This window comes from Actinomyces sp. 432 (genome assembly GCF_009930875.1).
Classification (GTDB): Bacteria; Actinomycetota; Actinomycetes; order Actinomycetales; family Actinomycetaceae; genus Actinomyces.
Genome location: NZ_CP025249.1, coordinates 1,582,011 through 1,602,767 on the forward strand (window position 1 = coordinate 1,582,011; position 20,757 = coordinate 1,602,767).

Annotated in this window: 34 protein-coding genes and 1 tRNA gene; 3 read left to right on the plus strand and 32 right to left on the minus strand. The window is 69.6% G+C overall.

What is annotated here, in order from left to right; genetic code table 11:
* Positions 1-10 precede the first annotated feature (10 nt).
* The 29 genes from CWT12_RS06510 to CWT12_RS14345 all read right to left on the minus strand — a co-directional run bounded on the left by CWT12_RS06510 (position 11) and on the right by CWT12_RS14345 (position 17,661).
* On the minus strand, positions 11-232 hold the full coding sequence (locus tag CWT12_RS06510) for a hypothetical protein (RefSeq protein WP_161924163.1): 222 nt from the start codon (positions 230-232) through the stop codon (positions 11-13).
* The gene (locus CWT12_RS06515) at positions 232-1,191 is read right to left on the minus strand and encodes an SU10 major capsid protein (protein ID WP_161924164.1); all 960 of its coding nucleotides are present in this window, start codon (positions 1,189-1,191) and stop codon (positions 232-234) included. The genes CWT12_RS06510 and CWT12_RS06515 overlap by 1 nt, the downstream gene beginning before the upstream one ends.
* A 34-nt stretch (positions 1,192-1,225) precedes the next feature.
* Positions 1,226-1,837, minus strand: a complete 612-nt coding sequence (locus tag CWT12_RS06520; protein WP_161924165.1) for a hypothetical protein — start codon at positions 1,835-1,837, stop codon at positions 1,226-1,228.
* Positions 1,838-1,963: 126 nt separating this feature from the next.
* Positions 1,964-2,254, minus strand: a complete 291-nt coding sequence (locus CWT12_RS06525; protein WP_161924166.1) for a hypothetical protein — start codon at positions 2,252-2,254, stop codon at positions 1,964-1,966.
* A 9-nt stretch (positions 2,255-2,263) separates the two neighbouring features.
* Entirely contained in the window at positions 2,264-3,514 is a 1,251-nt protein-coding gene (locus tag CWT12_RS06530) for a VG15 protein (RefSeq protein ID WP_442862522.1), read from the minus strand.
* Entirely contained in the window at positions 3,514-4,974 is a 1,461-nt protein-coding gene (locus tag CWT12_RS06535) for a phage portal protein (RefSeq protein ID WP_161924168.1), read from the minus strand. The genes CWT12_RS06530 and CWT12_RS06535 overlap by 1 nt, the downstream gene beginning before the upstream one ends.
* Positions 4,974-6,518: a terminase gene (locus tag CWT12_RS06540; protein ID WP_161924169.1), complete on the minus strand. Its 1,545-nt coding sequence runs from the start codon at positions 6,516-6,518 to the stop codon at positions 4,974-4,976. The genes CWT12_RS06535 and CWT12_RS06540 overlap by 1 nt, the downstream gene beginning before the upstream one ends.
* Positions 6,472-6,804, minus strand: a complete 333-nt coding sequence (locus CWT12_RS06545; RefSeq protein WP_161924170.1) for a hypothetical protein — start codon at positions 6,802-6,804, stop codon at positions 6,472-6,474. The genes CWT12_RS06540 and CWT12_RS06545 overlap by 47 nt, the downstream gene beginning before the upstream one ends.
* A gap of 148 nt (positions 6,805-6,952) precedes the next feature.
* Positions 6,953-7,276: an HNH endonuclease gene (locus tag CWT12_RS06550; RefSeq protein ID WP_161924171.1), complete on the minus strand. Its 324-nt coding sequence runs from the start codon at positions 7,274-7,276 to the stop codon at positions 6,953-6,955.
* Between the two features lie 19 nt (positions 7,277-7,295).
* The gene (locus CWT12_RS06555; RefSeq protein WP_161924172.1) at positions 7,296-7,796 is read right to left on the minus strand and encodes a DUF4145 domain-containing protein; all 501 of its coding nucleotides are present in this window, start codon (positions 7,794-7,796) and stop codon (positions 7,296-7,298) included.
* A 250-nt stretch (positions 7,797-8,046) separates the two neighbouring features.
* Positions 8,047-8,286 (minus strand): hypothetical protein, encoded by a 240-nt coding sequence (locus CWT12_RS06560; RefSeq protein ID WP_161924173.1) that lies wholly within the window; start codon positions 8,284-8,286, stop codon positions 8,047-8,049.
* The gene (locus tag CWT12_RS06565; protein ID WP_161924174.1) at positions 8,283-9,035 is read right to left on the minus strand and encodes a hypothetical protein; all 753 of its coding nucleotides are present in this window, start codon (positions 9,033-9,035) and stop codon (positions 8,283-8,285) included. The genes CWT12_RS06560 and CWT12_RS06565 overlap by 4 nt, the downstream gene beginning before the upstream one ends.
* A 32-nt stretch (positions 9,036-9,067) precedes the next feature.
* Positions 9,068-10,099, minus strand: coding sequence for a hypothetical protein (locus tag CWT12_RS06570; RefSeq protein WP_161924175.1), 1,032 nt, complete (start codon positions 10,097-10,099; stop codon positions 9,068-9,070).
* Between the two features lie 382 nt (positions 10,100-10,481).
* Positions 10,482-10,943 carry a hypothetical protein gene (locus tag CWT12_RS06575; protein ID WP_161924176.1) on the minus strand — a complete coding sequence of 154 codons (462 nt, stop codon included), beginning with the start codon at positions 10,941-10,943 and terminating at the stop codon, positions 10,482-10,484.
* The gene (locus CWT12_RS06580; protein WP_161924177.1) at positions 10,940-11,191 is read right to left on the minus strand and encodes a hypothetical protein; all 252 of its coding nucleotides are present in this window, start codon (positions 11,189-11,191) and stop codon (positions 10,940-10,942) included. The genes CWT12_RS06575 and CWT12_RS06580 overlap by 4 nt, the downstream gene beginning before the upstream one ends.
* Positions 11,191-11,457, minus strand: a complete 267-nt coding sequence (locus CWT12_RS06585) for a hypothetical protein (protein WP_161924178.1) — start codon at positions 11,455-11,457, stop codon at positions 11,191-11,193. Before CWT12_RS06585 ends, CWT12_RS06580 begins: the two co-directional genes overlap by 1 nt.
* A 15-nt stretch (positions 11,458-11,472) precedes the next feature.
* Entirely contained in the window at positions 11,473-11,976 is a 504-nt protein-coding gene (locus CWT12_RS06590) for a single-stranded DNA-binding protein (protein ID WP_161924179.1), read from the minus strand.
* Positions 11,976-12,464, minus strand: coding sequence for a hypothetical protein (locus tag CWT12_RS06595; RefSeq protein ID WP_161924180.1), 489 nt, complete (start codon positions 12,462-12,464; stop codon positions 11,976-11,978). The genes CWT12_RS06590 and CWT12_RS06595 overlap by 1 nt, the downstream gene beginning before the upstream one ends.
* Before the next feature lie 92 nt (positions 12,465-12,556).
* Positions 12,557-12,808: a hypothetical protein gene (locus CWT12_RS06600; protein ID WP_161924181.1), complete on the minus strand. Its 252-nt coding sequence runs from the start codon at positions 12,806-12,808 to the stop codon at positions 12,557-12,559.
* On the minus strand, positions 12,805-13,650 hold the full coding sequence (locus CWT12_RS06605) for a phage antirepressor KilAC domain-containing protein (RefSeq protein WP_161924182.1): 846 nt from the start codon (positions 13,648-13,650) through the stop codon (positions 12,805-12,807). Before CWT12_RS06605 ends, CWT12_RS06600 begins: the two co-directional genes overlap by 4 nt.
* Complete coding sequence (locus CWT12_RS06610; RefSeq protein ID WP_161924183.1) at positions 13,647-14,072, minus strand: hypothetical protein; 426 nt, start codon at positions 14,070-14,072, stop codon at positions 13,647-13,649. The genes CWT12_RS06605 and CWT12_RS06610 overlap by 4 nt, the downstream gene beginning before the upstream one ends.
* Positions 14,069-14,389, minus strand: a complete 321-nt coding sequence (locus tag CWT12_RS06615) for a glutaredoxin family protein (RefSeq protein WP_161924184.1) — start codon at positions 14,387-14,389, stop codon at positions 14,069-14,071. The genes CWT12_RS06610 and CWT12_RS06615 overlap by 4 nt, the downstream gene beginning before the upstream one ends.
* Complete coding sequence (locus CWT12_RS06620) at positions 14,386-14,646, minus strand: hypothetical protein (protein WP_161924185.1); 261 nt, start codon at positions 14,644-14,646, stop codon at positions 14,386-14,388. Before CWT12_RS06620 ends, CWT12_RS06615 begins: the two co-directional genes overlap by 4 nt.
* Complete coding sequence (locus tag CWT12_RS06625) at positions 14,643-15,563, minus strand: hypothetical protein (protein ID WP_161924186.1); 921 nt, start codon at positions 15,561-15,563, stop codon at positions 14,643-14,645. Before CWT12_RS06625 ends, CWT12_RS06620 begins: the two co-directional genes overlap by 4 nt.
* The gene (locus CWT12_RS06630) at positions 15,560-15,901 is read right to left on the minus strand and encodes a hypothetical protein (RefSeq protein WP_161924187.1); all 342 of its coding nucleotides are present in this window, start codon (positions 15,899-15,901) and stop codon (positions 15,560-15,562) included. The genes CWT12_RS06625 and CWT12_RS06630 overlap by 4 nt, the downstream gene beginning before the upstream one ends.
* Entirely contained in the window at positions 15,898-16,353 is a 456-nt protein-coding gene (locus CWT12_RS06635) for a DUF4326 domain-containing protein (RefSeq protein ID WP_161924188.1), read from the minus strand. The genes CWT12_RS06630 and CWT12_RS06635 overlap by 4 nt, the downstream gene beginning before the upstream one ends.
* On the minus strand, positions 16,350-16,850 hold the full coding sequence (locus tag CWT12_RS06640) for a hypothetical protein (protein ID WP_161924189.1): 501 nt from the start codon (positions 16,848-16,850) through the stop codon (positions 16,350-16,352). The genes CWT12_RS06635 and CWT12_RS06640 overlap by 4 nt, the downstream gene beginning before the upstream one ends.
* 68 nt (positions 16,851-16,918) lie before the next feature.
* Positions 16,919-17,536 carry a hypothetical protein gene (locus CWT12_RS06645; RefSeq protein ID WP_161924190.1) on the minus strand — a complete coding sequence of 206 codons (618 nt, stop codon included), beginning with the start codon at positions 17,534-17,536 and terminating at the stop codon, positions 16,919-16,921.
* On the minus strand, positions 17,533-17,661 hold the full coding sequence (locus CWT12_RS14345; protein WP_272927741.1) for a hypothetical protein: 129 nt from the start codon (positions 17,659-17,661) through the stop codon (positions 17,533-17,535). The genes CWT12_RS06645 and CWT12_RS14345 overlap by 4 nt, the downstream gene beginning before the upstream one ends.
* 319 nt (positions 17,662-17,980) lie before the next feature.
* On the opposite strand from CWT12_RS14345, the gene CWT12_RS06650 reads away from it, so the two are divergent.
* Positions 17,981-18,292 (plus strand): hypothetical protein, encoded by a 312-nt coding sequence (locus CWT12_RS06650; RefSeq protein ID WP_161924191.1) that lies wholly within the window; start codon positions 17,981-17,983, stop codon positions 18,290-18,292.
* A gap of 74 nt (positions 18,293-18,366) precedes the next feature.
* On the opposite strand, the gene CWT12_RS06655 is transcribed toward CWT12_RS06650, so the two are convergent.
* The gene (locus CWT12_RS06655) at positions 18,367-18,855 is read right to left on the minus strand and encodes a helix-turn-helix domain-containing protein (protein ID WP_161924192.1); all 489 of its coding nucleotides are present in this window, start codon (positions 18,853-18,855) and stop codon (positions 18,367-18,369) included.
* A gap of 119 nt (positions 18,856-18,974) precedes the next feature.
* Between CWT12_RS06655 and CWT12_RS14680 the strand changes: the two genes are divergently transcribed.
* On the plus strand, positions 18,975-19,304 hold the full coding sequence (locus tag CWT12_RS14680) for a helix-turn-helix domain-containing protein (RefSeq protein ID WP_161925340.1): 330 nt from the start codon (positions 18,975-18,977) through the stop codon (positions 19,302-19,304).
* Here CWT12_RS14680 and CWT12_RS06665 read toward each other — a convergent pair.
* A tRNA-Asn gene (locus CWT12_RS06665) sits at positions 19,266-19,337 on the minus strand. The genes CWT12_RS14680 and CWT12_RS06665 overlap by 39 nt on opposite strands.
* A gap of 91 nt (positions 19,338-19,428) precedes the next feature.
* Positions 19,429-20,034 carry a hypothetical protein gene (locus CWT12_RS06670; protein WP_237564064.1) on the minus strand — a complete coding sequence of 202 codons (606 nt, stop codon included), beginning with the start codon at positions 20,032-20,034 and terminating at the stop codon, positions 19,429-19,431.
* A 201-nt stretch (positions 20,035-20,235) separates the two neighbouring features.
* Here CWT12_RS06670 and def point away from each other — a divergent pair, with 201 nt between their 5' ends.
* Entirely contained in the window at positions 20,236-20,727 is a 492-nt protein-coding gene (def, locus tag CWT12_RS06675; protein ID WP_161924193.1) for a peptide deformylase, read from the plus strand.
* Positions 20,728-20,757 lie beyond the last annotated feature (30 nt).

Below are 20,757 nucleotides of genomic sequence, written 5' to 3' on the forward strand. Positions count from 1 at the left end.
TCGCTGGTGGCTAGTCCTCGCCGCCGTCGACGGCGTGCTTGGCCCGACGAGAGGCCGTCTTGCGGGCGGCCGCCGGGACGACGCCGGCCGAGGGCGGCAGGGAGTCCAGGAGGGCTGCCTGCGTGTCGTTGACGGAGGCCCGCCCATCGTGGAAGTCCACGACGACCCGGGCGCCGTCGATGACACCGACCACCCTCTGCTCGGGCCACTTCTCAGACCGGTAGGTGCGCATCAGGCCGTGACCTTCACCATGGCGTGGTGCAGCTCGTTGCCGTAGCGCAGACCGATCTCGCCGTACAGCTGCACCTTGTCGGTGGCGCCGGTCTTAGCCAGCGGCTCGGCGAAGAAGTGCCCCTTGCCGGGGATCTCCAAGAACGCGGGGGCGCAGTCCTCCAGGGAGACCACCAGGAGGGTGTCTGCGGGCACGTACCGGTCGAGCATGATGTTTGCCCGGCCGAAGTCGGTCTCGATGGTCTGCAGGTTGACGCCGCCGACGTTGCGGGTCTCCTCGCGGTAGTTGTTGTCCTTGACGAAGATCTTGGACAGCTGCCGCTTGAGGGGCGCACCGACGATGATCGTGCGGGTCTCGGACTCCTGCAGGCCGCCGTTCTCCCACGCCTTCTGGAACGCGTCCAGCACGGCGTCCTCGGTCAGGGCGCCACCGGCCGCGGTGACCACATTCGTGGTGATCGCGTTGATCAGGCCCTGGGTCTTGCGCGGCTGGGTGTTGTCGGCAGGGTCCTGCATCACGCCGGTCAGGAAGGACTTCTCCACGTCCCGGGCGATCTGCTTGAGCTGCTGCTCAATCTGCCAGGACAGCTCGTCGGCCGGCAGGGTCGTGGAGCCGATGGTCACCATGGCCTTGCCGTCAGTGGACCGCTGCGCGCGGGCCGCGGACTTGGTGTAGGTGATCTCCACAGCCTCCTGGTGGATCTCCAGGACGTTGCGGACCGTCCGGCGCACGCGCTCCTCACCCTCGGGAGCGGCCGCACCCTCAAGACGCTGACGGTTCTCGTCAGCGTCCCGCAGGTCGTAGGCCTGCCACTCAAAGAACGTGGCGCCAGCGGACACACCGCCAGTCAGGCCACCAATCGCGGACAGGAACGGGGTGTCCTCCGTAGAGGTGCCGAACAGCTCCCCCACATAGTTGGGCAGGTTGTAGGTGGTGCCAGCACCAGTGATTCCGGGCATCACAAGCCCCTTTCAACATTCGGTTTGGCGTTTGTCAGCCGCCGAGCTTCATCGCCTTCAGCGACGCCAGGAGCGTCTTGTCTCCCGCCGCCTCGGCAGCCTTGATCTGGTCATCCAGAGAAGCCCCGGCGTCACCATCCGGGTTACCCATGTGCCGCAGCACGAACAGCGGCGACTTCGACCCGCCCGCAGGGGCAGGGGCAGGCGTGGGAGCCTGCGAGGCCGCCCACTCCTTGAGCGCGGACGCATACGCCTCCGCATCGTCGCCCGGGCCCGCCAGCAGCTCAGCCGGCACGCCCGTCTTCGCCGCCGCTGCCGCCCGATCACGCTCCACCTCAAGCGCCCGAACCTTCGCCTCAAGCGCCGCGAGCGCCGCAGCGGCCTTATCAGCCTGGGAGCGCTCGGCGTCCTGGGCTGCTGCCTGGGCGGCCTGTAGCTCCTTGAGCTGCTTCTCTGCTGCCTTGCGGGCGGCGCGCTCGGCGTCGAGGGCGCGCTTGCCGACGTCGCCGAGGGCGGCCTCGCCGCCGGCCTGGGCCGGTGCGGGTGCGGGCGCGGGGGTCGCAGCGGCGGGGGTGGTGGGGTTGTCCGTCGCGGACTCGCCCTGCCGGTTCGTGTCGCCGGTGCTGGGGGTGTTGTCGTTTGGCATGGGTGCTTCCCTTTCTGGGGTTGGTGCCGTCGCGGCACATGAAAGCCCCCGCATGTCGCATACGGGGGCATGAGAAAACCCCGCGCCGTATGGTGCGGGGTAGTCAGTGGTGGGCGGGAGTGCGGGCTAGGCGGCCGGGGCCGCTGCGTGGGCCTTGCGGGCCTCCTCCTGGGCCTCCATCAGCTCGTCGTACTCCGTGAAGTCGAGAGCGTCTGCGCACAGCTCACGGGTCATTTCGATGATCCGGTCGGGGACGATGATGTCATACCAGCCGACGGCTGCGATCGCGCATTCGCAGGCAGACCAAGGATCGCCGTCACGGATTACCCGCAAGTCGCGGACTTCCTTGGAGTCCGTGCCGAAGCGGTCAGACATGATGGCGATGAACTCTGCTGCCAGGTCATCCCAAGTGGGCATGCTCCAATTCTACGCACCATTTGCCGTGTCACGCACGGGGATGATGCTTGAGATCCGTGTGGTGCCCTTCTTGTTCGTTCGTACCGCCACCCGGACACGTTCACCGTCAATGATGGCCTCGGACCAGCCGTAGGGTTTTGATGAGTCCCAACCCTCTTGTCGCAGTACTTGCTCAGCAGCCCTGAGAATATCGTTCGGAGTCCAGTCAGAGCGGAACTCGCTCGCGCCGTGTACCCACCCATACCCGACACCGTGGCCTCCGCCGTTACGATCACCGTAGAGCGTGTGCGCCCAGGCCTTGGCCGTCAAGGCAGGCAGGTCGTCGGGCCAGGACTGAGGGGCCGTAGGCAGGGCCTCGGGCGGCAGGCGGCGGTACGCGGACTGGGCCACACCGGAGGCAGCCAGCCGGTCCGCGACCCACGCGCGGTGCTTGTCCCAGGCCTCCCGCTGCAGTGTGTTGTCCAGGCTTGCGCTCCGCCGTGCGGTCGCTGCCCCTGCTTTGCCAGCCGAGGTCTTGGGCGAGTCGGAGAACTCGCCCGGGTAGCGCTTGCGCATGGCGGCAGCGATGTTCTCCGCCGTCGGGGACTGCCCGGAGGAGACCACGATACGGCGCGCCTCGTCATACTTCGCCTTCAACCCGTCCGGGTCGTACCCGGCGATGCTCGGGGCCTTCGCCTTCCACGACGGCACGATCTGGCAGTCGCAGTGGTCGTGGTACCGGTTGCCGTCCCCGCCCGCGGACTCAGCGGAGGCGTACACCCAGCCGCGGGACGCCAGCATCGCGCACCACGCGCACGTGGACGGCCCGGACGGGACCCGCGCCCACTTGTAGCAGGCCTTGTCCCGTGCGGCGTTGCGGGTAATCGTGCCCCGCCCCTGGTCCATGACGTAGCGCTGCAGACTGCCCTGAAGCATTGTGCGCGCTAGGTCCAGGTCGCCGGCGTACACGTAATGGGCTGCTGCCCGCGCGGACCCCTCCAAGCGGGCCAGGGGTACCGGCTCCGCAAGCACGGCCTCATAGGTTTCGCCTATTTCTGCTGCGCGGGCCTGCTCGTACCACTCAGCGGCGGCCGTGGCCACCACGTCCCCGTACTGCTGGCACAGGGCCGGGAAAACCTCCAGCAGGGCGTCCCGAATCCGTGTCGGCCCCCACCCCGCACGGGCAGCCGCAGCGAAGAACGCGTCCAGCTCCCGGATTGCCTCGGTCACCGCCCGCCGCTGTGCCGCCGACAGAAGGTTGACGCTTGCCCGGTCCGGCATCAGGCACCCTCAACCGGCGCAGACCCCGCTACTGGGGCGTCGGCTGCCGCCGAGGCACCGGCGGAGAGCTGGTCCAGCACCGAGCGGGCGCCAGCACGCCGCAGCTGAGACCTAATCCGCGTGATCTGCTCCCCCGTATACCCCAGCTCCTCCAGGGCCACATCCGTGTCCGCGAGCGCGGGGATGGCCTGGATCTGCTTGACCATGGCGTCGGACTGGGAGACCACGGAGGGCATGGCGGGGTTGCGCCAGCGGGTGGATACGCGGGTGAGGTCGTCGGGCATCTGGCTGGTGGGGATGCCGTCGCGGATGCACACGATGTCCTGGATGACGCGGTTGAGCGCGTGGCCGTTGACGCGGTTGAGGGCCTGGGCCTCGATCACGAGGTCCTCCTTGGCGGCGTAGATGGCCTCGGCGGAGGACGGGTTGTCGGAGACGATGCCCAGGGAGGAGATGGGGACGTTGGTGGCGGCGGCGAACTCGGCGGCGAGCTGGCGCTTGACGTCGAGGAAGGGCTGCATGGACTGCTGGGGGATGACTTCCAGCTTGGGCAGTTCACCGTCCTCGTCCTTCGGCAGGGACTTTAGGCGGCCCATGTACCAGGTCCACAGGGGTGTGGGCTGGCCGCTCTCGTCCTGGAACATGGCCTCGTCGGCGCCCAGTAGCAGCAGTGCGGGGGCGGCGTACAGGTCGGAGGAGATCTCTGTGCGGTAGCCGGCGCGGACCGCGCGGTCCACGATGGACATGACCTCGCGGCTGATCCGGGAGTGGCCGAAGGGGCGGCCCAGGGACGGCCGGTAGGCCAGGGCCTCCATGGGGACGCGCCCGAGGGCGTGGTCCATGCGGGCGAGGGCCGTCCAGCCGCGGTCAGAGCGGGCCAGGCGTGTCACGTGCGTGCGGGTGAGCAGCAGGGCCCCGATGGGGCGTCCCAGGTCATCGCGGGAGTCCAGCACCAGGCCAGCCTCCAGGTGGCGGCGGCGGGCGTCCCACAGGCCGGTAGCCCACTGGGCGTCCGCGCCGGTGACCACCACGGGTGGGTCATCGGTGCCCTCCTGGCCAGGCATGACCACGGCGAAGGAGCAGGAGTAGGTCAGCTCGGCGTCAATCAGCTCGGGCACCAGCACGTCAAACCGGTTCTGCCCCAGGATCGCGGCGAGATCAAAGGGGTCATCCTGCCCGGACGGGGAGGTGACACCATCCCACATGCACCGGGAGGACAGGGCCGTGACGGCCTTGTCCGGCCAGCCGCACACGACGTCAAGCTGGTGGCGCATGTACTCCGGGACGGACGCACCCAGCCAGGCCAGCTCCTGGTGCATGAGCCGGTAGCGGGCACGCAGCACGTTACGGCCGACCTTCCGGGACCACTGGGTCAGCAGGCGGCCCATCAGCTCGGCGTCGTCGTCGGACAGGCCCACCACGCTGGTGGGTACATTCACGGTCAGCGGCGCAGCCGTCATCAGGTCATCACCACGCCTCTCCTGATCGCAGTTGCCCTCGGCCGGCGCTTGGTTGTTTTCACTGCCCAGGCCGCCAGCGTGGCGGCGTCCAGGCCCGCAGAGGTCATCCCCTCGGGGGCCTGCCAGCCGAACCCGCCCCCGTTGCCGATCCGGCGGCGGGAGACCACGGCGGCCTCCTCCTCCAGCTCCGGGTCCTGCAAGTGAGTCAAGGTCTGCTCACGGATCGCGGCGTCAAACATGGCGTGCGCGGTGATCACGTCCGCCGCCGTCGGAGTCCACAAGACCTTCGCGGGGATTCCCTCGGCGCGCAGACGCTCGATCAGGTCACCCGCGCCGGACTTGCCGTCCACCACGATCTGCGCCCACCGGTCACGGTGAGCCACCAGGTAGTCCACCACCCACTGCACCCCGTGACCCATCTGGCGCACGCCCTGCTCGGTGCACAGCTCCACATGCACCCGCCGGGTGCGCTCCCTGGGCGCCTTGCGCCACTGCGCGCGAGTCATGATCTCCCGCCCGGCGCGAGCCACGGCCACCGTCGACCCATCCGCAGCGAAACGCACGGCGGCGCACCACCTGGCACCGACCGGAGCGTCCTCGACCTCCAGGGCCTTCCACACGGACCGGCCGATAGCCTGATCCGATAGCGCCGGGTCCCAGATCCCCAGGCCCTCACGGCGGAAGGACTCGGGGCCGAGCTGCCGCTTCATCCGCAGGATCGACGACTCCGGGGTGCGGTGCGGGTAGGACGGGTTGGCCTTGCGCCACTGGGCGCGGGCGTTCGGATCAGCCGTGTCATCCGCCCCCAGCTCGACGTACAGGCCATCGCGCAGATCCCCCTCCAGGGCCTGCCTGCGGAAGGTGGCGAAGGCCTCGGACGGGTCCGTGGGCTTCGGGGGCGTGCCCATCCGGATGATCAGCGGGTTAGGGCTGGTGTTCGTGGACGGCACCATGTCATCCAGGGCGCGCTGCCCCAGGATCTGGGCCTCGTCGAAGATCAGCACGTCCACGCCCGCGAAGCCACGCCCGAAGCCGCCTTCGCGGGCGCCGAACAGGATTCGGGAGCCATTGTGGAACCGGATCTGCTGCTCGCCGTTCGCGCGCCTGACTCCGCCGGCGGGCACGTAGCGTGCGGCCGCTGGCCGGCGGACGACGCCCTGCATGTACTCGAAGGTCTCGTCGGCCGTCCGTGTGCGGTGGGCGGTCCACAGCACCAGCAGGCCCGGCTGCAGCGTGCACAGGGCGAACATTGCCGAGCCGACCGTGTAGGTCTTGCCGACCTGCCGCGGCATGGACATTTGCACGCCGTCGATTCCGGCCGCGTACAGGCCATCCGCCCGCTTGGCGAAGATGCACCGGCCCAGGCCGTCCTGCCACTCGTCGAAGGTCGAGCCTATGCGGGCGCACCGGTCACGAATCGCCGGCCACCCCGTCGAGGCGACGCCCTCCGGGAGGATCAGGTGCTTAGCGACGTCCGAGAGCCGGTCCCGCCGCGGGCTAGACCGCCTCCCAGTCCTCGTCCTCGGTGGCGTCGCCCGACTCATCCAGGGCCTCCTTCTCGCCCTCCTCGATCACACGCACCTGCGCGTCAATCTCCAGCAGCCGCCGAGAGATCGACGCCAGGTCCCGCGGAGAGGTCTTGTCCGAGTCCAGAGCCCTCGCCAAGCGCTTACGCATCGTCGTGAGCACGTCCTTGCGGGAGCCGCGCTCCGCAGCCTCCAGCACCGACGACGGCGCCGCCGGCGCCTCGGGCTCCGCCTCCGCCACGGGCGGGGTGTCGGGGACTGCCCGCAGCTGAGGCTTGCGCGCCTTCCGGGGCCGACCAGCCATCCCGAATCACCCCCAGCCGCGAGCGCCCGATGTGGGAAAACGTTGGAATCGTGGGAAAAACAGCGGGGAGAGAACCCGCTATGCCTTTGGGGGGCCGAGCCCGGAGGGGGGAGGGGGTACTCCCCCGTCCCAGCCCGCGGCGGGCCGGTCACCAGTCGCCGGACTCGGCAGTGTCCCGGACCCTCACCGGCGAGGGCAGCCGACGACGGCGCTTACGGGCACGGACCCTACCATCGCCCTTGCGCAGATTGCACGAGCGGCACAGGATCTGCAGATTCTCCAGCTCATCCGTGCCGCCCTGAGCCCAGGGAATGATGTGGTCCACCTCAGCGGACCTCGGAGTCCGCCCCACGGCCCAGTCCAGCTCCACGCCGCAGCGCGGGCAGCGCGTCAGCCCAGCAGCGCGAGCCCGACGCTTCACCGTCGCTGCCAAGTGCAGCCACTTCGTGGTCCCGGTGCGAGAGGTTGCCATGCGGCACACCTCCCGGCTGTTAGTCGCGGCCTTCTGCCCTTCGCCGCTGGCGTTGTTCACGGAAGCGGGTCAGCTTGGCGGGCTGCTGGTAGACCGCATCGAGCAACACGCTCATGAAGTTCAGAACGTCGTCGCACTCTTCCTCGGTGACTTCCTGGATGAAGTCCCCGTGGGCCATCTCGTTGCCCATGTGCCGGATCTCGTGCGCCGTCTCTGTCACCAGCGGTGAGATGAGCTGCCGCTCCTGCAACGTGTTGATCTTCGACATCAGGGAGCCGTCGGTAATGCCCTGGTCCTTCGCTACCGCTTCCACCACCGACCGTGCCAGCAGGATCGCGGCCCGGTAGGAGCGGATGGAGTAGCAGGCGTAAGCCTCGGACGCAGCATCACTGATCGGGGAAGGCACGTCGGGGAACTCCTTCCCAAGCACATTCTCAGGAACCCATGCGATCCGGGGATCTGAATCCATATTGACCCTGGCGTTTAGCCCGTCGTTCGCGCCGACTTTCGCCAGAGCCACAGATGGAGCATGACAGTTGTCGCACGTGCACGGGATCCCCCAGACCGTTTCCTTGTCCCGGGGTATGAACCGCTTACCGTCCGCCGTGGGCGTCATATGTGCAGCTTGCTTGCAGTTCCAGCAGACACGAGATGCCATGCACAAATGCTAGCTGCATGAATGCGAAAACCCCGGCCGCATCGGCTCGGGGCACGGGTGGCGGGCGCACTGGTCCCGCTGGCACCAATGATGCAATGACGGCGGATCTTGGTCAAGCATCGGCGCGCTGACGCCGAAAGCCACCCCGACGCCAGCCGGCGAGGTGGGCGGCAGCCTCCACCTCCAGCACGTCCGGCCAGGCCACCCACACCTGCCGGCCTACTCGCTGAGACCGGACGCTACCGCGTTGCCACCATGACTGGAGCGTCCGATACGACAGCCCAGGCACCCGGTCCAGCGCGGTGACGGCGGGGATCCACTCGGTGCCGTCCGGGCCGACCACGCCGGTCACGATGCCGCCCCCACGGCCTGGGCTCGGGCAAGGGCGGTGGCCCTGGTGTGCTGCCAGTCCTCCTCGCCCAGCGCCCGCCCGCAGGCAGGCAGCGTGCACCGCACGGTCACGGACGCGCCCGCCGTCGAGGGCGGGATCACCACCAGCGACAGACAGCCACAGTGCGGGCAGCGCACGTCCGTGACCCGCCGCTCGGGCTCGGCCATGGGCCACCTGGCCAGCGCACGAGCAGTGGCGGTCGCCAGGTCGGAGAGCATGTCGCCTGCCCAGGGCTGGGCGGTGACCCACTCCAGGTGCGGGGCCAGCCACTCCACCAGCAATGCCGTGGCGCCGGGCGTGGTGGGGCCGATGGGCTCGGCCTCGCCGTCGGCGTCCGGCGCGGTCCACCGCGTCAGCCCAGCCGGTGGCGCGGGCACGCCCCGCTCGGAGGCCACCTCACCACACCACGTGGTGAGCATGGCGTGCAGGTCATCCACGGCGACCAGCGGAGCCGGGTAGAGCATGCCCTCACCCGGACGCGCCGAGCTGCCGGTGTCGGTGTGGCCGGACGGGGAGGACACCGACGGCTCAGCCATCAGCAGCAGGTGATCCACCAGAGCGGGCAGGCCCGCCACCGTCGAGGTCAGCCGGCCCACGCACCACGAGCACAGGCAGGCGCCGTCCTCCGCCGGCCTGGGCAGGCAACCCCGGCACTCCACCACCTGGCCCGCCCGGTCCGTGCTGGTGCCGTCACAGTCCGGAGCGTGCATGCCACGGATCGTGCAGCCAGAGACACAAGCACTCATGAGAGATCCTCCTCCTGACACAAACGGCAGGGAAGCCGGTCGCCATGGGTTGGGCAGGTGGGCTGAGACTTGCGCTTGCGCCTGCCCCGTCGCCGACGGCCGGGCCGCGCCCTGTCCTGATCTGCCGTGCCCTGCCCTGCCTTGTCTTGCCGTGCCGTGCCTTGCCCTTCCTCTCCTGGCCCTGCCTTGCCCTGCCCTGCCCTGACGGGCGGGAGAGCGTCGGGCGCGCGAACGTCGGCCGCACGCGCGGCCGCACGCGCGTCTGCGCGCGGGCCCGTACGCGTACGCGCGCGCGAGGAGCCCACGGGATCCCCGGTGTCTTCGGGCGCGCAAGCGCTGGCCGCGTCGACCACGGGAGCGTCCTCCTGGGCGCCCTGGGCGGCGTCAGCGGGCGCACCGGTACCGGCGTGCACTCCGGCACCGGTAGCCCGCCCACGCGGCTCCTGCGCGCCCTCCTGCCCGGAATTGGGCACACTGCTCCCGTCATCCTCCGGCTGGGATGGCTCCCACCACCCGGCGTCGACCGGCTCTTCTAACGCTTGCGCGTGAGAGTTCCGGACGCCGACGTCGGGGACGGTCTCGCCGGGCGCCGGCGGCGTTGCCCACGCCTGCTCCAGGAGATCCGCGAACCCCTCACCGGGGTGCGATCGATCCTTGGCGCGGCGGGCCAGCGCAGCAGCGTGCGGCGGCGTCGGGTGGAAGTTCATCCCCGCCTTCGAGGCGGAGCGGTTGCCCTTGGAGCGGTTGCACTCCTGGCAGGCGATAGCCACACCGTCAAGCCCAAAAGGCCTGGCGAACACGTGGTCCATCTCCGGACGCAGCGGACCCTTACGAGTGTCCCTGCGCAGCAGGCGACGGCAGTAGACGCACAAGGCGGTCTCAACGTCCCCAGCACGGGCCCGTGGGAGCCGATCACGCTCCCACATGGCATCGTGCAGGTCGGAGTCCTTCCTCTCGGTCTGCAAGGCCCGCCGCAGGCGGTCCTGGTCGCCAGTGCGCTGGGACCACTGCGCCCAGTCGTGGTACACCCACTCCCCCGGTTTGGGGCGCTTGCACCTCTCGCAGCAAGTGTCGTGGTCATGCCACAACCCCACCTCCACAAGATAGGCAGGCAGCTCCTCAACCAACGGGCCAGGCATCACACGGTACAAGTCCCGCTTGGTGACCGCACCATCGGTGAACGCGCCACGAAGATGCGCACCCATCAAAGTCCACAAGTAGCCCGCCGCAAGCGCCTTCAAATCGCCATCGAGGCCTCGATCTATTAGCGCCCTGTGCTTTGGGTGATTGGGCGCGTCATCGTCGATATTGAAGTAGCTCACAGCACCTCCTGCGGACAGACGAAGGGGACAGCAGCCAGCCGCACTCAGGCGGGCGGGCCGCGGGTAGGAGACGAAGGCGAATCAGGCATTAGAGCCTCCTGACAGTGCGTGCGTGGGTGTGGCGGAGGCGGGTGCGCCAGCATGGGCTGCCGGGCGGCGGCTGGCTGGCGTGGCGGGTGCCGCACGAGGGGCAGCGTGTCGCCGCCGGCGCGGGTGGGGCGAGCAGGCGGGCAACGGCATCGACCTTGCGGGCCGTGCGCTCCCCGTCGTCCGCCGTCGTCGTTGTGGGCGGGTGGTTGAGGCCGCCCGCCTGGATGGCGAGGGCCGCGAGGGCCGCCTCGGTGTCGGTGATCTCGGCTCCTGCCTGGAGCTTGACGAGCGCGAGCCGGATAGGCGCGGCGTGCCGCTCAGGCTCGTTGAGGACAGTCACGTGGTGGTCCCAGTGGTTAGAGGCGGCGGAATCGCGCGTGTAGACGCCGTTTCGGTCGGGGACGCCGTAGTTGAGCTCGCGGCAGTCGTGGCAGTAGGCGAAGACCTGTGCAGCGCTCACGAGAGGGACCTCCGCTGCTCCTCCACGCGGGTGTCCTCAGCCACCAGGCACTGGGAGAGCAGCTCCCGGATGTCGGCGAGGCGCCGTTCTGGGCTGGTTGTGGCGTGGTCGAGCACACAGAGCGCGTCCTCGACCCGGGCCAGGAGCAGCTCGATGTCCGAGGCGATGCCGCGGGCGCGGTCGACGTGCTTGCCGGGCAGGATGGCTGCGATGCGGTGCAGGTAGGCGGCGTCGGTGGCGGTCAGCATCACAGCACCGCCCGCCAGATGACGATGACCAGGGCCGCGAGCGCGGACAGGAGGACGGCGCTTAGGCCGGTGAGGATGAGAGCGCCGAGGATCTTGCCGACCGTGTAGGCGGGGCCTGTGTTGGTGGGCTCGGGCGGGTGACGGTCTGTCATTTGGGGTTTCCTTTCGTCGCGGCGGAGTAGGGACAGGACGACGTAGTAGGTGGTGAAGGCAAAGCCGAGGTAGACGGCGAGGTGCAGGAGCTCGCGTAGGACGATGTCGGCCATGGGGTCTCCTGTGGGTTAGAACGGGGGCTCGTCGCCGAAGTTGGTGCTGGCGGCCTGGCCGACGCCCCAGGGGTCGTCCCCGGCGGGCGGGTTGGTGGGTTGCTGGGCCGGCTGCTGCTGGGACTGGCCGGGGTGGCCGCCCTGCTGTTGGCCGCGCGGATTGCGGGCTACTTGGGCGGTCGCGTACCGGAGTGACGGGCCGATCTCGTCCACCTGCAGCTCCACCACGGTTCGGTTCTCGCCCTCGCGGGTGGTGTAGGAGCGCTGGACCAGGCGGCCCTGCGCGATCACGCGGGTGCCCTTGGTCAGCGACTCGGCCACGTTCTCCGCGGCGTCGCGCCAGCAGGAGGAGCGCATGAACAGGGTCTCCCCGTCGCGCCACTCCTGGGCCTGCCGGTCGAAGCTGCGCGGGGTGGAGGCGATGGTGAAGGAGGCGACCGCCGCACCCGACGGCGTGAACCGCAACTCCGGATCGCCCGTGAGGTTGCCGATCAGCGTGATGATCGTGTCTCCAGCCATCAGGCCTCGGCCTCCTGCTGAGCGGCGGCTTCAATCGTGAGGACGCGGGCGACGTCGACGATGTGCCGGGTCCATTCCTGGAGGTCTTCGGAGGAGACGCCGCGATGGAAGGCCTCGTCATGCGCCTGTATGTGGTCGCCCAGGCGGGTCAGGGTGCGGGCGGGGAGGCAGGTCATGTCCTCCCACCTGACGATGCCGTCACCCACACGGCCCCGGATGACGTCTCCGACGCCGGGGACGGTGTAGGTGTCGTCCCCGGTGCGGAAGGCCAGGAGGCCGTCAATGGAGACGGTGTATTCGAGCCACCCGAGAGTGACTCGGATGACCGGCGCCTCCGGCCACGGTGGGGACGTCTTACCGGCGGGCTCAGGTGCGGGCTCGGGCCCGGGCGGTACGACGACGTCGACCATGGCGTCGGCCCAGCGAACGTCGGACCCGTCGTGGAAATACATGACGATGCGGTCCTCGTCGTATTCGCACGCCCTCACGATCAGCCGGGTCTCGCCCCGGTGGCGAACGAGGTCCCCCGCTCCACCTCGGCGGCGAACGTGGGTCGGATGGTGATTGTGTCGGTCATTAGTCAGTCCTCTTCGGGGTCAGTGGTGGGTGGGTTGGGTGCCAGCTGGCGGGTGGCCCACTCGACTTCGGCCGGGGTCGGCCACTCGGGCTCGCGGGCCAGCTCATCGGTGAGATCCATAGCGGCGGCCTCGCAAATCGGCGTGTAGTGCTCCCACACCTGGCCGCAGTAGCGGACACGCAGCTCGCGCGTGTAGTCCGCGGCGAGGATGCGCACGGCGGTACGCCACTCGACCGAGCCAACGGCGGCGGTCATGATTGGGTTCCTTTCTCGTCTAAGTGGTAGCGGCCGGTGGTGAAGCCCTCTATCAGGTCCTCCTGGCCGGTGCCGGTTAGCTTCGATGTCCACCGCTGGGCGGTGCCGTGACTGGTTGGGACGGTGCGCTCGACGGCGCGCACGTAGCCCTTTTCCAGTGCCCACTTGGTGGGCCGGTTCCACATGTCGCCCTTGGCTTTGCACAGCCAGCCGTGGGCTCGCAGCCAGCCGAACAGGTCGGCCTGGTTGCAGGCGATGCCCTCCTGGGTGAGCACGTCCGCCACTGCCTTGACCAGTGCCAGGCCCTCGGAGTCGGCCACCGCGCGGCCTAGGGTCGTGTGCGGCCGGTCGGCCTCCACGCGGGCCTCCAGCTCGGCGTGCTCGGCCTCCAGCTGGGTGCGCGCTGCCTGCTCCTCCTTCAGCCGCGTGGCCAGCCGGATGATGAAGTCCGGGTCAGTCAGGGCGGCCTCGGCGGCGGCGGGGGTGAGGTAGCCGCCGTGACGGCGGATCGCAGGCAGCACCTCCCGAGTCACCCAGTGCTGGAAGCGCTTCGCCTCGGGCTTGTCAGAGCGGAGGACGACGGTGTACATGCCGGCCTCGGTGACGGTCGTGACCCGCTGGACACCTCCGGGGGTGTGAATCAGGCTCACACCCTTGTCCTCAGAGTCGATCCGCTCGGCGACCTTCGCGACCGTGGACAGGCTGAGCGCCTTGCACAAGTCAGTCAGGACAAAGCGCGGCTCACTATCCGCCCCGGTAAGGGTGCGGATCTCGTGCAGGCCGAACCGCCAGGTCTCGACGTCAGCAGGCACGCCGTCGGCGGCGATCGCAGTCGCGGTCATGGTGTGGGCTCCTCTCCCAGGTCGAAGACGGCGATGTTGAACGTGAAGGTGCGCTGACCCCACCGCTTAGGGGACAGCTCGGTGGAGGCCTCCAGGTGCGGGCCGGCTAGGTGCCGGGCGTCGTCGTCCGGGAGCAGGCCCGCGTCCACCAGCCCATCCACAATCGGCTTCGCCGTCGCCATAAGGTTGTGCGTGTCCCGACGGCGCCGGTCCGGGAAGAGAATCTCGATCACGATCCGCGCCCGCTCCAGGCGCGGGGCCCGCGTGAACCGGGCAGTCTGCTCCGAGACAGACCGGACCGACTTAGCGCGAGGATGCCGGTATCGCCAGTGCTTGTGATCGTTCTCCGTGAGCACCTGGTCGGCACCCAGCACAATGGACGCCTCCCACACCGGCACAGCAACAACGGCGGTGGTGGTCATGACGCTGCCTCCTCGGTCTCGTCCCACACACTTGGCACGTCGGAAAACGCCTCCAGGTGCGCGCGGATCAGGTCCGGGCGGTGGCCGCCCCACACGCCCGCCACCAGCCCCACCGGGCTCATAGCCACCACCACCGGCGCAGACGACACGTGGTGCTCGGCCGCGAGCGCCTGGGCGTCTGGGTGGTCGGCGAGTGGGCGTGCCCGGTGGCGTGCGCCGATGTGGTCGATGTGGTGGAGGGTCTGCTCGCACTGTGGGCAGGACGGGAGTGTGTAGACGTCGAGCCATGGGGTGCGGTGGTCGTGGGTGCCCATCACGCGTCGCTCCTGTGGTCGTCGAGGTAGTGCATGCGGTAGGTGACGTCGCCTGGTGCTCCGGCTGGGGTGCGGGGGTGGATGTAGTCGCGGGCGTAGGCGGCGATCTCGGTCAGGACGGATGCGGCGGTGTCCTGCTCGCGGTGGATAGCGGCCACCGTGTCTGACGCCGACGTCTCCATGTACTGCTCGGCGGGGACGGTCGCGGTGATCTCCCAGGCGGGGCCGAGGTCAGGGGTGATGGTGGTGGTGATCCTCATGCCGCGTCACCACCCACGGGGTCGTCGTCGGGGTCGGTGGAGTCGCCGTCGTCGGTGTTGGTGTCGTCCTGCTCGTGGAGCCAGGCGGACAGCTCGCTGATCATGGCGTGGGAGGCGTCCTCGGTGGCCTCGCTGCCGACCGGGGCACCGTCCAGGAGGAGATCCATCAGGATGGCGGTGGCGGGGCCGTCGTAGGCGGCCTCGGAGGCGGGGACGGCGTCCGTGGTGCCGTACACGCGCAGGCAGCCGAGCACCACCAGGTTGTTGGCGTCAGCCAGGTCCCCGTAGGCGACCAGGCCCATACCGTCGGCGGTGACGCGCAGCGGCAGCACACCGAGGGCCTTGCCGGTGGGGGCCCAGCGGGCCACGGTCTTGGGCAGCAGGCTGCACGTGGTGCGCAGAGCGAGCGGGGCCGCGCAGGTGTGGGCGATCAGGGCGGCGGCGTCCACGCGCTGCTCGTCCTCCGTCGGGCCCCACTCGCCCATCGCGGCCACCCGCACCGTCCGGCCCACCAGCATCCCTGAGGTGTCGGTGACCTGGATACTCCGCCCGTCGGCGGGCACATCCAGCCGCACCGTCTCACCACCCACGCGGCGGAAGACAGCGTGGATGGTCTTGGCAGCACCAGCCGAGAGGTCCAGCTCCACCCTCTCCACGCGGCGGCCATCCACCGTGGCGGCGTCGTCAGCGTCCTCCAGCGGCACCACCGCCATGATGGCGGACTCGGAGTCCGTGGCCAGCAGGCACAGCCGCATACCAGCGACATCCAGGACGACGCGCAGGCGGTCGCAGCCCGGCCCCGACTTATCCGCCCCCACATGGGGGACCACGGCCGCGAGCGCGGTCAGCAGGTCGGGCATGGGGAGGGTGGCGTGCAGCATCACCCCCAGCGGGGCAGCAGCGGCAGTAGATGTCATGATGGGTCCTCCTGGTCGAGTAGCGCGAGTAGTGAATCGGTGCCCTGCCCGTCCGGCACCAATGCCGTGCGGGTCAGGCGGGCGTGGGCCTGGGCGCAGGCCCGGCACATCCGGGCGTCCTCCAGCGCCCCCTGGATGCGCTCCGTGCTGGCGGGGCGCACAGCCTCGGCCACGTACGGGATGCGCAGGCCGGGGGTGCACAGGCGGGTCACGTCCCGGTAGGTGCCCCGCAGGCGGGCCACGGCAGGGCCGGGCTGGCCCAGGTGGATCACCGGCAGGGCCGGGGAGGCCAGCACCAGCAGCTCCAGCGCGGGCTCGGGGGTGGGGGTGGCGGTCATAGCGGCACCCCGTCCTCGGGCTCCACGACCGTAGACAGCCCCAGCGACTCAATAGCGCACTGGGGATCACCAGCGGCGACTGCTAGCAGCACGTCCGCGTGGCAGGGCTCGTCCAGCGGGCACCAGCACGCCAGGTCGCGGCCCGCCAGCTCCCCCACGATGATGGCGGGCAGTGGCGGGACAGGCCCGGTCTTGGCCGGCAGCAGCACCAGGTCCCAGCACAGCCACGCCAGGTACGCCACTGCCGCTTCCCGCCTGGTCTGTGGCCGGAGCACGGCCTCACCCGGCCCCGGCACGCCCAGCAGAGCAGCCGCTCCAGGCTCGGAGTCCACTCGGTACTCGCCGCCGACGGCGAACGGGTTACCCCACCGGGAGGGGCGCCCGACATAGACCGCCCCACCGGGCATCCGCCACCCGCGGGTGCGGCGCCGCTGAATCCGCCGCGGGCTCATGCCGCCACCCCCGCAGACTCGGCAGCCTCCCCGGCCTGGGCGGGGTGGGGCTCATGCCCTAGCGCCCGCGCCTCCTCCGGCGTAGCCGGACGCACCACCAGCGTCAGCAGGAGCGCAGCGTCGAGCCCGTGCCGCACGCTCCGGCGCGGCCGGGACATAGCCACCAGGCCCTCACTGCGCAGCTGGTCCGCCAGGTCAGCCAGGCACTCCAGCTCCTGCTGCACCATCGACATGCCGCCCGGCAGCATCCGCCACGGCCACACCACCTCCCGGCCCACCGACGGCGAGGCCACCAGGGAGTCGGTCTCCAGGCCAGCCAGGCGCCGCAGCGACGGCCGGGCCTGCCGCGCCTGGGCGCCAGCAGACGCAGGAGCGGCGGCGGCCGGCGTGAGGGATGCCCGGCGCTTAGTCCAGCAGGTGCCGCACAGGCCCCGGCTGGAGTGCTGCACAGTGCCCGGCCAGTCCGGGTCATCCGCCGGGCGGCCCGCAGGCCGCATCGGGCGCCCGCACTCCCCGCACGGCACCGGCCCACGAGACCAATCCAGCCGCTTTTTGTCCGTCCTGCTCATCGCTGCTCACCCCCATCAGAGAGGTAGGCCAGCGCGCGCACTGCGGAGGCGTCACCGTCAGACGCCAGGTGCTCCAGCAGACCGCGCACACGGTGGGGATCACTCATCAGCGACGCCAGCGCGCCGACAGCCAGGCCCATGGCGTCATCAGGCGCCACCAGCTCGCACACCATCTCCGGCACCTCGCCGTCGGCATCCTCACCGTCAGAGTCGCCGACGTGACCGAGCACCAGCCGCAGGTGCGCGTGCGGCTGGCTGTGGAGCCGCTCCACCACCGCCTCAGCCTCGTCCGCCACCGCACCGTCCACGATCCGGGCCGCCTGCGCCAGCGCATCCTCGCCCACACCGCCACCACCAGCACCCGGGGCAGGAGCCGGGGAGGACAGGGCCGCGTCCAGCGCCGCCAGCTCCGCATCCACCACGGGCACCTCCACCACGTCACACGACGTCAGCATCAGGCACGCGCCAGCACCACCCAGCGCCAGCGCCAGCAGCGACAAGCCAGACACCACAGGCGCACGCCCCGTCACAGCCAGCCACGCCTGCACACAGCCGACCACGATGCCCGCACTCAGCAGGCACGCACCCCACACAATCCGCTTCTCCGCACTCATCGCGACACCACCTCCTCAGCGGTCTTGTCCTCGACAGTGGTCAGGCGGAGCGCGGCGCGCACGACGTCGACCAGACGGCGCCTTTCCACCCGATGCCTGGGCTTGTAAGATGGGGGCCGAGTCATTCGAGTTTTCCTTTCTCGACTCAGGCCGCCAGCGGTTGCAGCGCTGGCGGCCGCTTTTCTTTGTCTTGGGGACTGGGGTGGTGTGGGGGCGGGCAAGCTACCGGCCGCCCCCACACCCGCGCCCGCAGCAGCACGACCGGAAGGAGTCAGGCCGGCCAGCGCACGGGCACACCTCCTCGGCGGCCTCATCCCCATCACCACTCGCCGAGGAGGGGATCTTCTGGTCCCGGCCCGGGGCCGGGGCCTCCTCGGTAGGCTCCAAGGCACCACTACCCGCCGACGCAACAGGCACGTCGGCACCGCCTACCGAGGAGGAGACATGGGAGCGTCCCGCTTCATCACGCCCACCATCAACGTCGAGATGGACGCCCTCGCCGCGCTGGTCTTCGAAGAAGTCCTCGCGACCGAGGTCAGCGGGCTGCAGGGGGCCCGCATCCACATGGGCACCGGCGAGAACAGCGCCAACACCTACGTCACCGGGCAGACACCCTGGACCTTCCTGCACGACCTCGGATTCGACGACATCGCCGCCATCCAGCAGAGCTCGATCTACCGGGACGCGCTTCAACGCTGCCGGGACACCTACGAGCAAAGCGGGATCATCATGTTTGCCGGCATCCCCACGGAGTGACCGATAGGACCGCAGGGACAAAACCGGCTTGGGCCTAACCCGCTTTGCGATCTCGGCTAGAGACAGCATCCGCATCACGCGACCTCCTTGTCGCCAGCGAGATGGGCGGCGGCGTCATCCAGGGACCAGCACGACTCGCACGCCTGCTCGTGCTCCAGCAGCGCCTCCGCAGACACGCCCGCGAGCGCGGGCCACGTCCGCTCGACCGCCGCGATGCCGTGGAAGTCCGCCGCGGGCGGGTCAGGGGTGAAGCCGGCGGCCGACGCCGGGGCGGGGGTGGGCTCGGCTGCCTGCGCAGGAGCCGACTCGACGACGGCGGCACTTGGCGTCTGGACGTCAGCGTCGACGTCTGCGGGGAGGGAGGCGAGGATCTTCGCGCGGCGCTGGGCCGCGAGTTGGGCGACAGCGTCAGGATCGATCTGCCAGTGCCCGCGGGGAGAGTCGCCCTTCCCGACGTATGGGAGGGTTCCGTCCTGGCACCATCGGGTCACCGTCTTCACTGAGACGTTGAGTCTTCGCGCGGCTTCGGCGGCGCTGATGACGTCTACGGCAACTGTTGTCATACGATAACCGTAAGAGGTCAAACTGTCGTGTGACAACTCTTGTCGCTAACGATTTGACGTCCAACGTCACCCACTCGGCAACGCTTGCATATCGTTGACATCTGTCATACTGTTAGCGCATGACCATCAACGCAGCAGTCGGCTTCATCCCGACATTCACCATCCACGACCGCCTGCGGAAGGCGCGCGAGGCTGCGTGCCTGGAGCAGGCCGAGCTGGCCGAGCAGATCGGCGTCAGCCGCGCGTCAATCTCCGCCTATGAGAGCGGCCGCGTCGCCAAGCCTCGGCGGATCGTCGTCAACGCCTGGTCACTGGCTACAGGGGTGCCGGTGCAGTGGCTCATCACCGGCATCGCGCCGACCCCCGAAGACGACGGAGCCCCGGCCGCTGGGGACCGGGGCTCGGCTGGGCTCCCGCGGTTGGACTCGAACCAACAACCCTCCGATTAACAGTCGGATGCTCTGCCATTGAGCTACGCGGGATCGCGTTTGACGCGGGTGGAACTCTAGCAAGCCGCGGGCACCGACGTCGAATCGGGCTCGCCTCGCGAATTGGCTTAATCGCGCCAGAAAATCAGTCTGTGGGAAGGCCCACACCGTCACGTGCCCGGCGTAGGAGTTCCTCCAAGGCGGCACGGTCGCCATCGTCGAGGCGCTCAGCCCTGCTCGGCGGCAGGTTCGAGGCCGTATACAGGCGTCCTCCACTGTCCCGGCGTACGCTCACGGTGGCCTGCAGGCCACTGGGCAACTTCCCGGTGACCGAGTACACCAGAGCGGACTCGACTCTCTGCCGCAGCGCACGAGCGAAGGGCGCCACGTCAACCGACGCCGTCCCCTCCCCCTGCTTGATCTGCGCGGGCACCACCAGCACAAGGGGCGGCGAGTCATCACACCAGCTCAGTGTGAAGGTCGAGGAGTCCGCGTCCCACCGACCGTGCTCCACCTCGTGCCAGCCCCGGTGCACCTGCACGCCCTCCGGGCCCAGCAGCGTCAGAAAACGGGGCGTGGCCACCGCCCAGCGGGGACCGTCGTCGGCCAGTGGCACCGACCCGAGCACTCGCCCGTCTGCAGGTACCAGGCTTGCCAAGGACGGCGGCAGGCAGGCACGCCGACGCCGCAGGCGCCCGACAATGCCGTGCCCTGCCGCGGGGCGAGCGGCAGCCTTGTTGAAGCGTGTCACGTTCCTCAGGCTAGACGATCAGGCCGAGTAAATCGCGAGTCCCCGGCGGCTTCACCCCGACAGACCTCCACAAACGACCGCGGCAGACCGTGTAGCCGCGGGGCGGGCGGCCTCAGGCACCGGGCCGACGCCGCGGCAGTGGCAGGCGGAACCCGCCCCGCTGCGCGCGGGGCAAGGCACAGGACGTGCGAAGATGGGCGCATGGCTTATCGCGACATCCGCATTATCGGCGACCCAGTGCTGCGCACCGTATGCGACCCGATCACCGACATTGACGATTCCATCAAGTCACTGGTGGAGGACCTGCTGGAGACCGTCGACGAGGACGGCCGGGCGGGCCTGGCCGCCAACCAGATCGGCGTTAGCCTGCGCGCCTTCTCCTGGAATATCGACGGTGAAATCGGCTACATCCTCAATCCGCAGATCGTGGAGCTCTCGGAGGACGAGTTCCAAGACGGCGAGGAGGGCTGCCTGTCTGTTCCCGGCCTGTGGTACCCGACCGAGCGTGCCTGGTACGCCCGTGCCGAGGGCATCGACCTGGACGGCAAGAAAGTGGTGGTCGAGGGCGAGGAGCTCATGGGACGCTGCATCCAGCACGAGTGCGACCACCTCGACGGCCACCTCTACCTGGACCGCCTGTCTCGCAAGAACCGGGCGAAGGCGATGCGGGAGCTGCGCGAACGCGGTCTGTGAGCCGGATCGTCCCGGATCACTCGCGGCGTC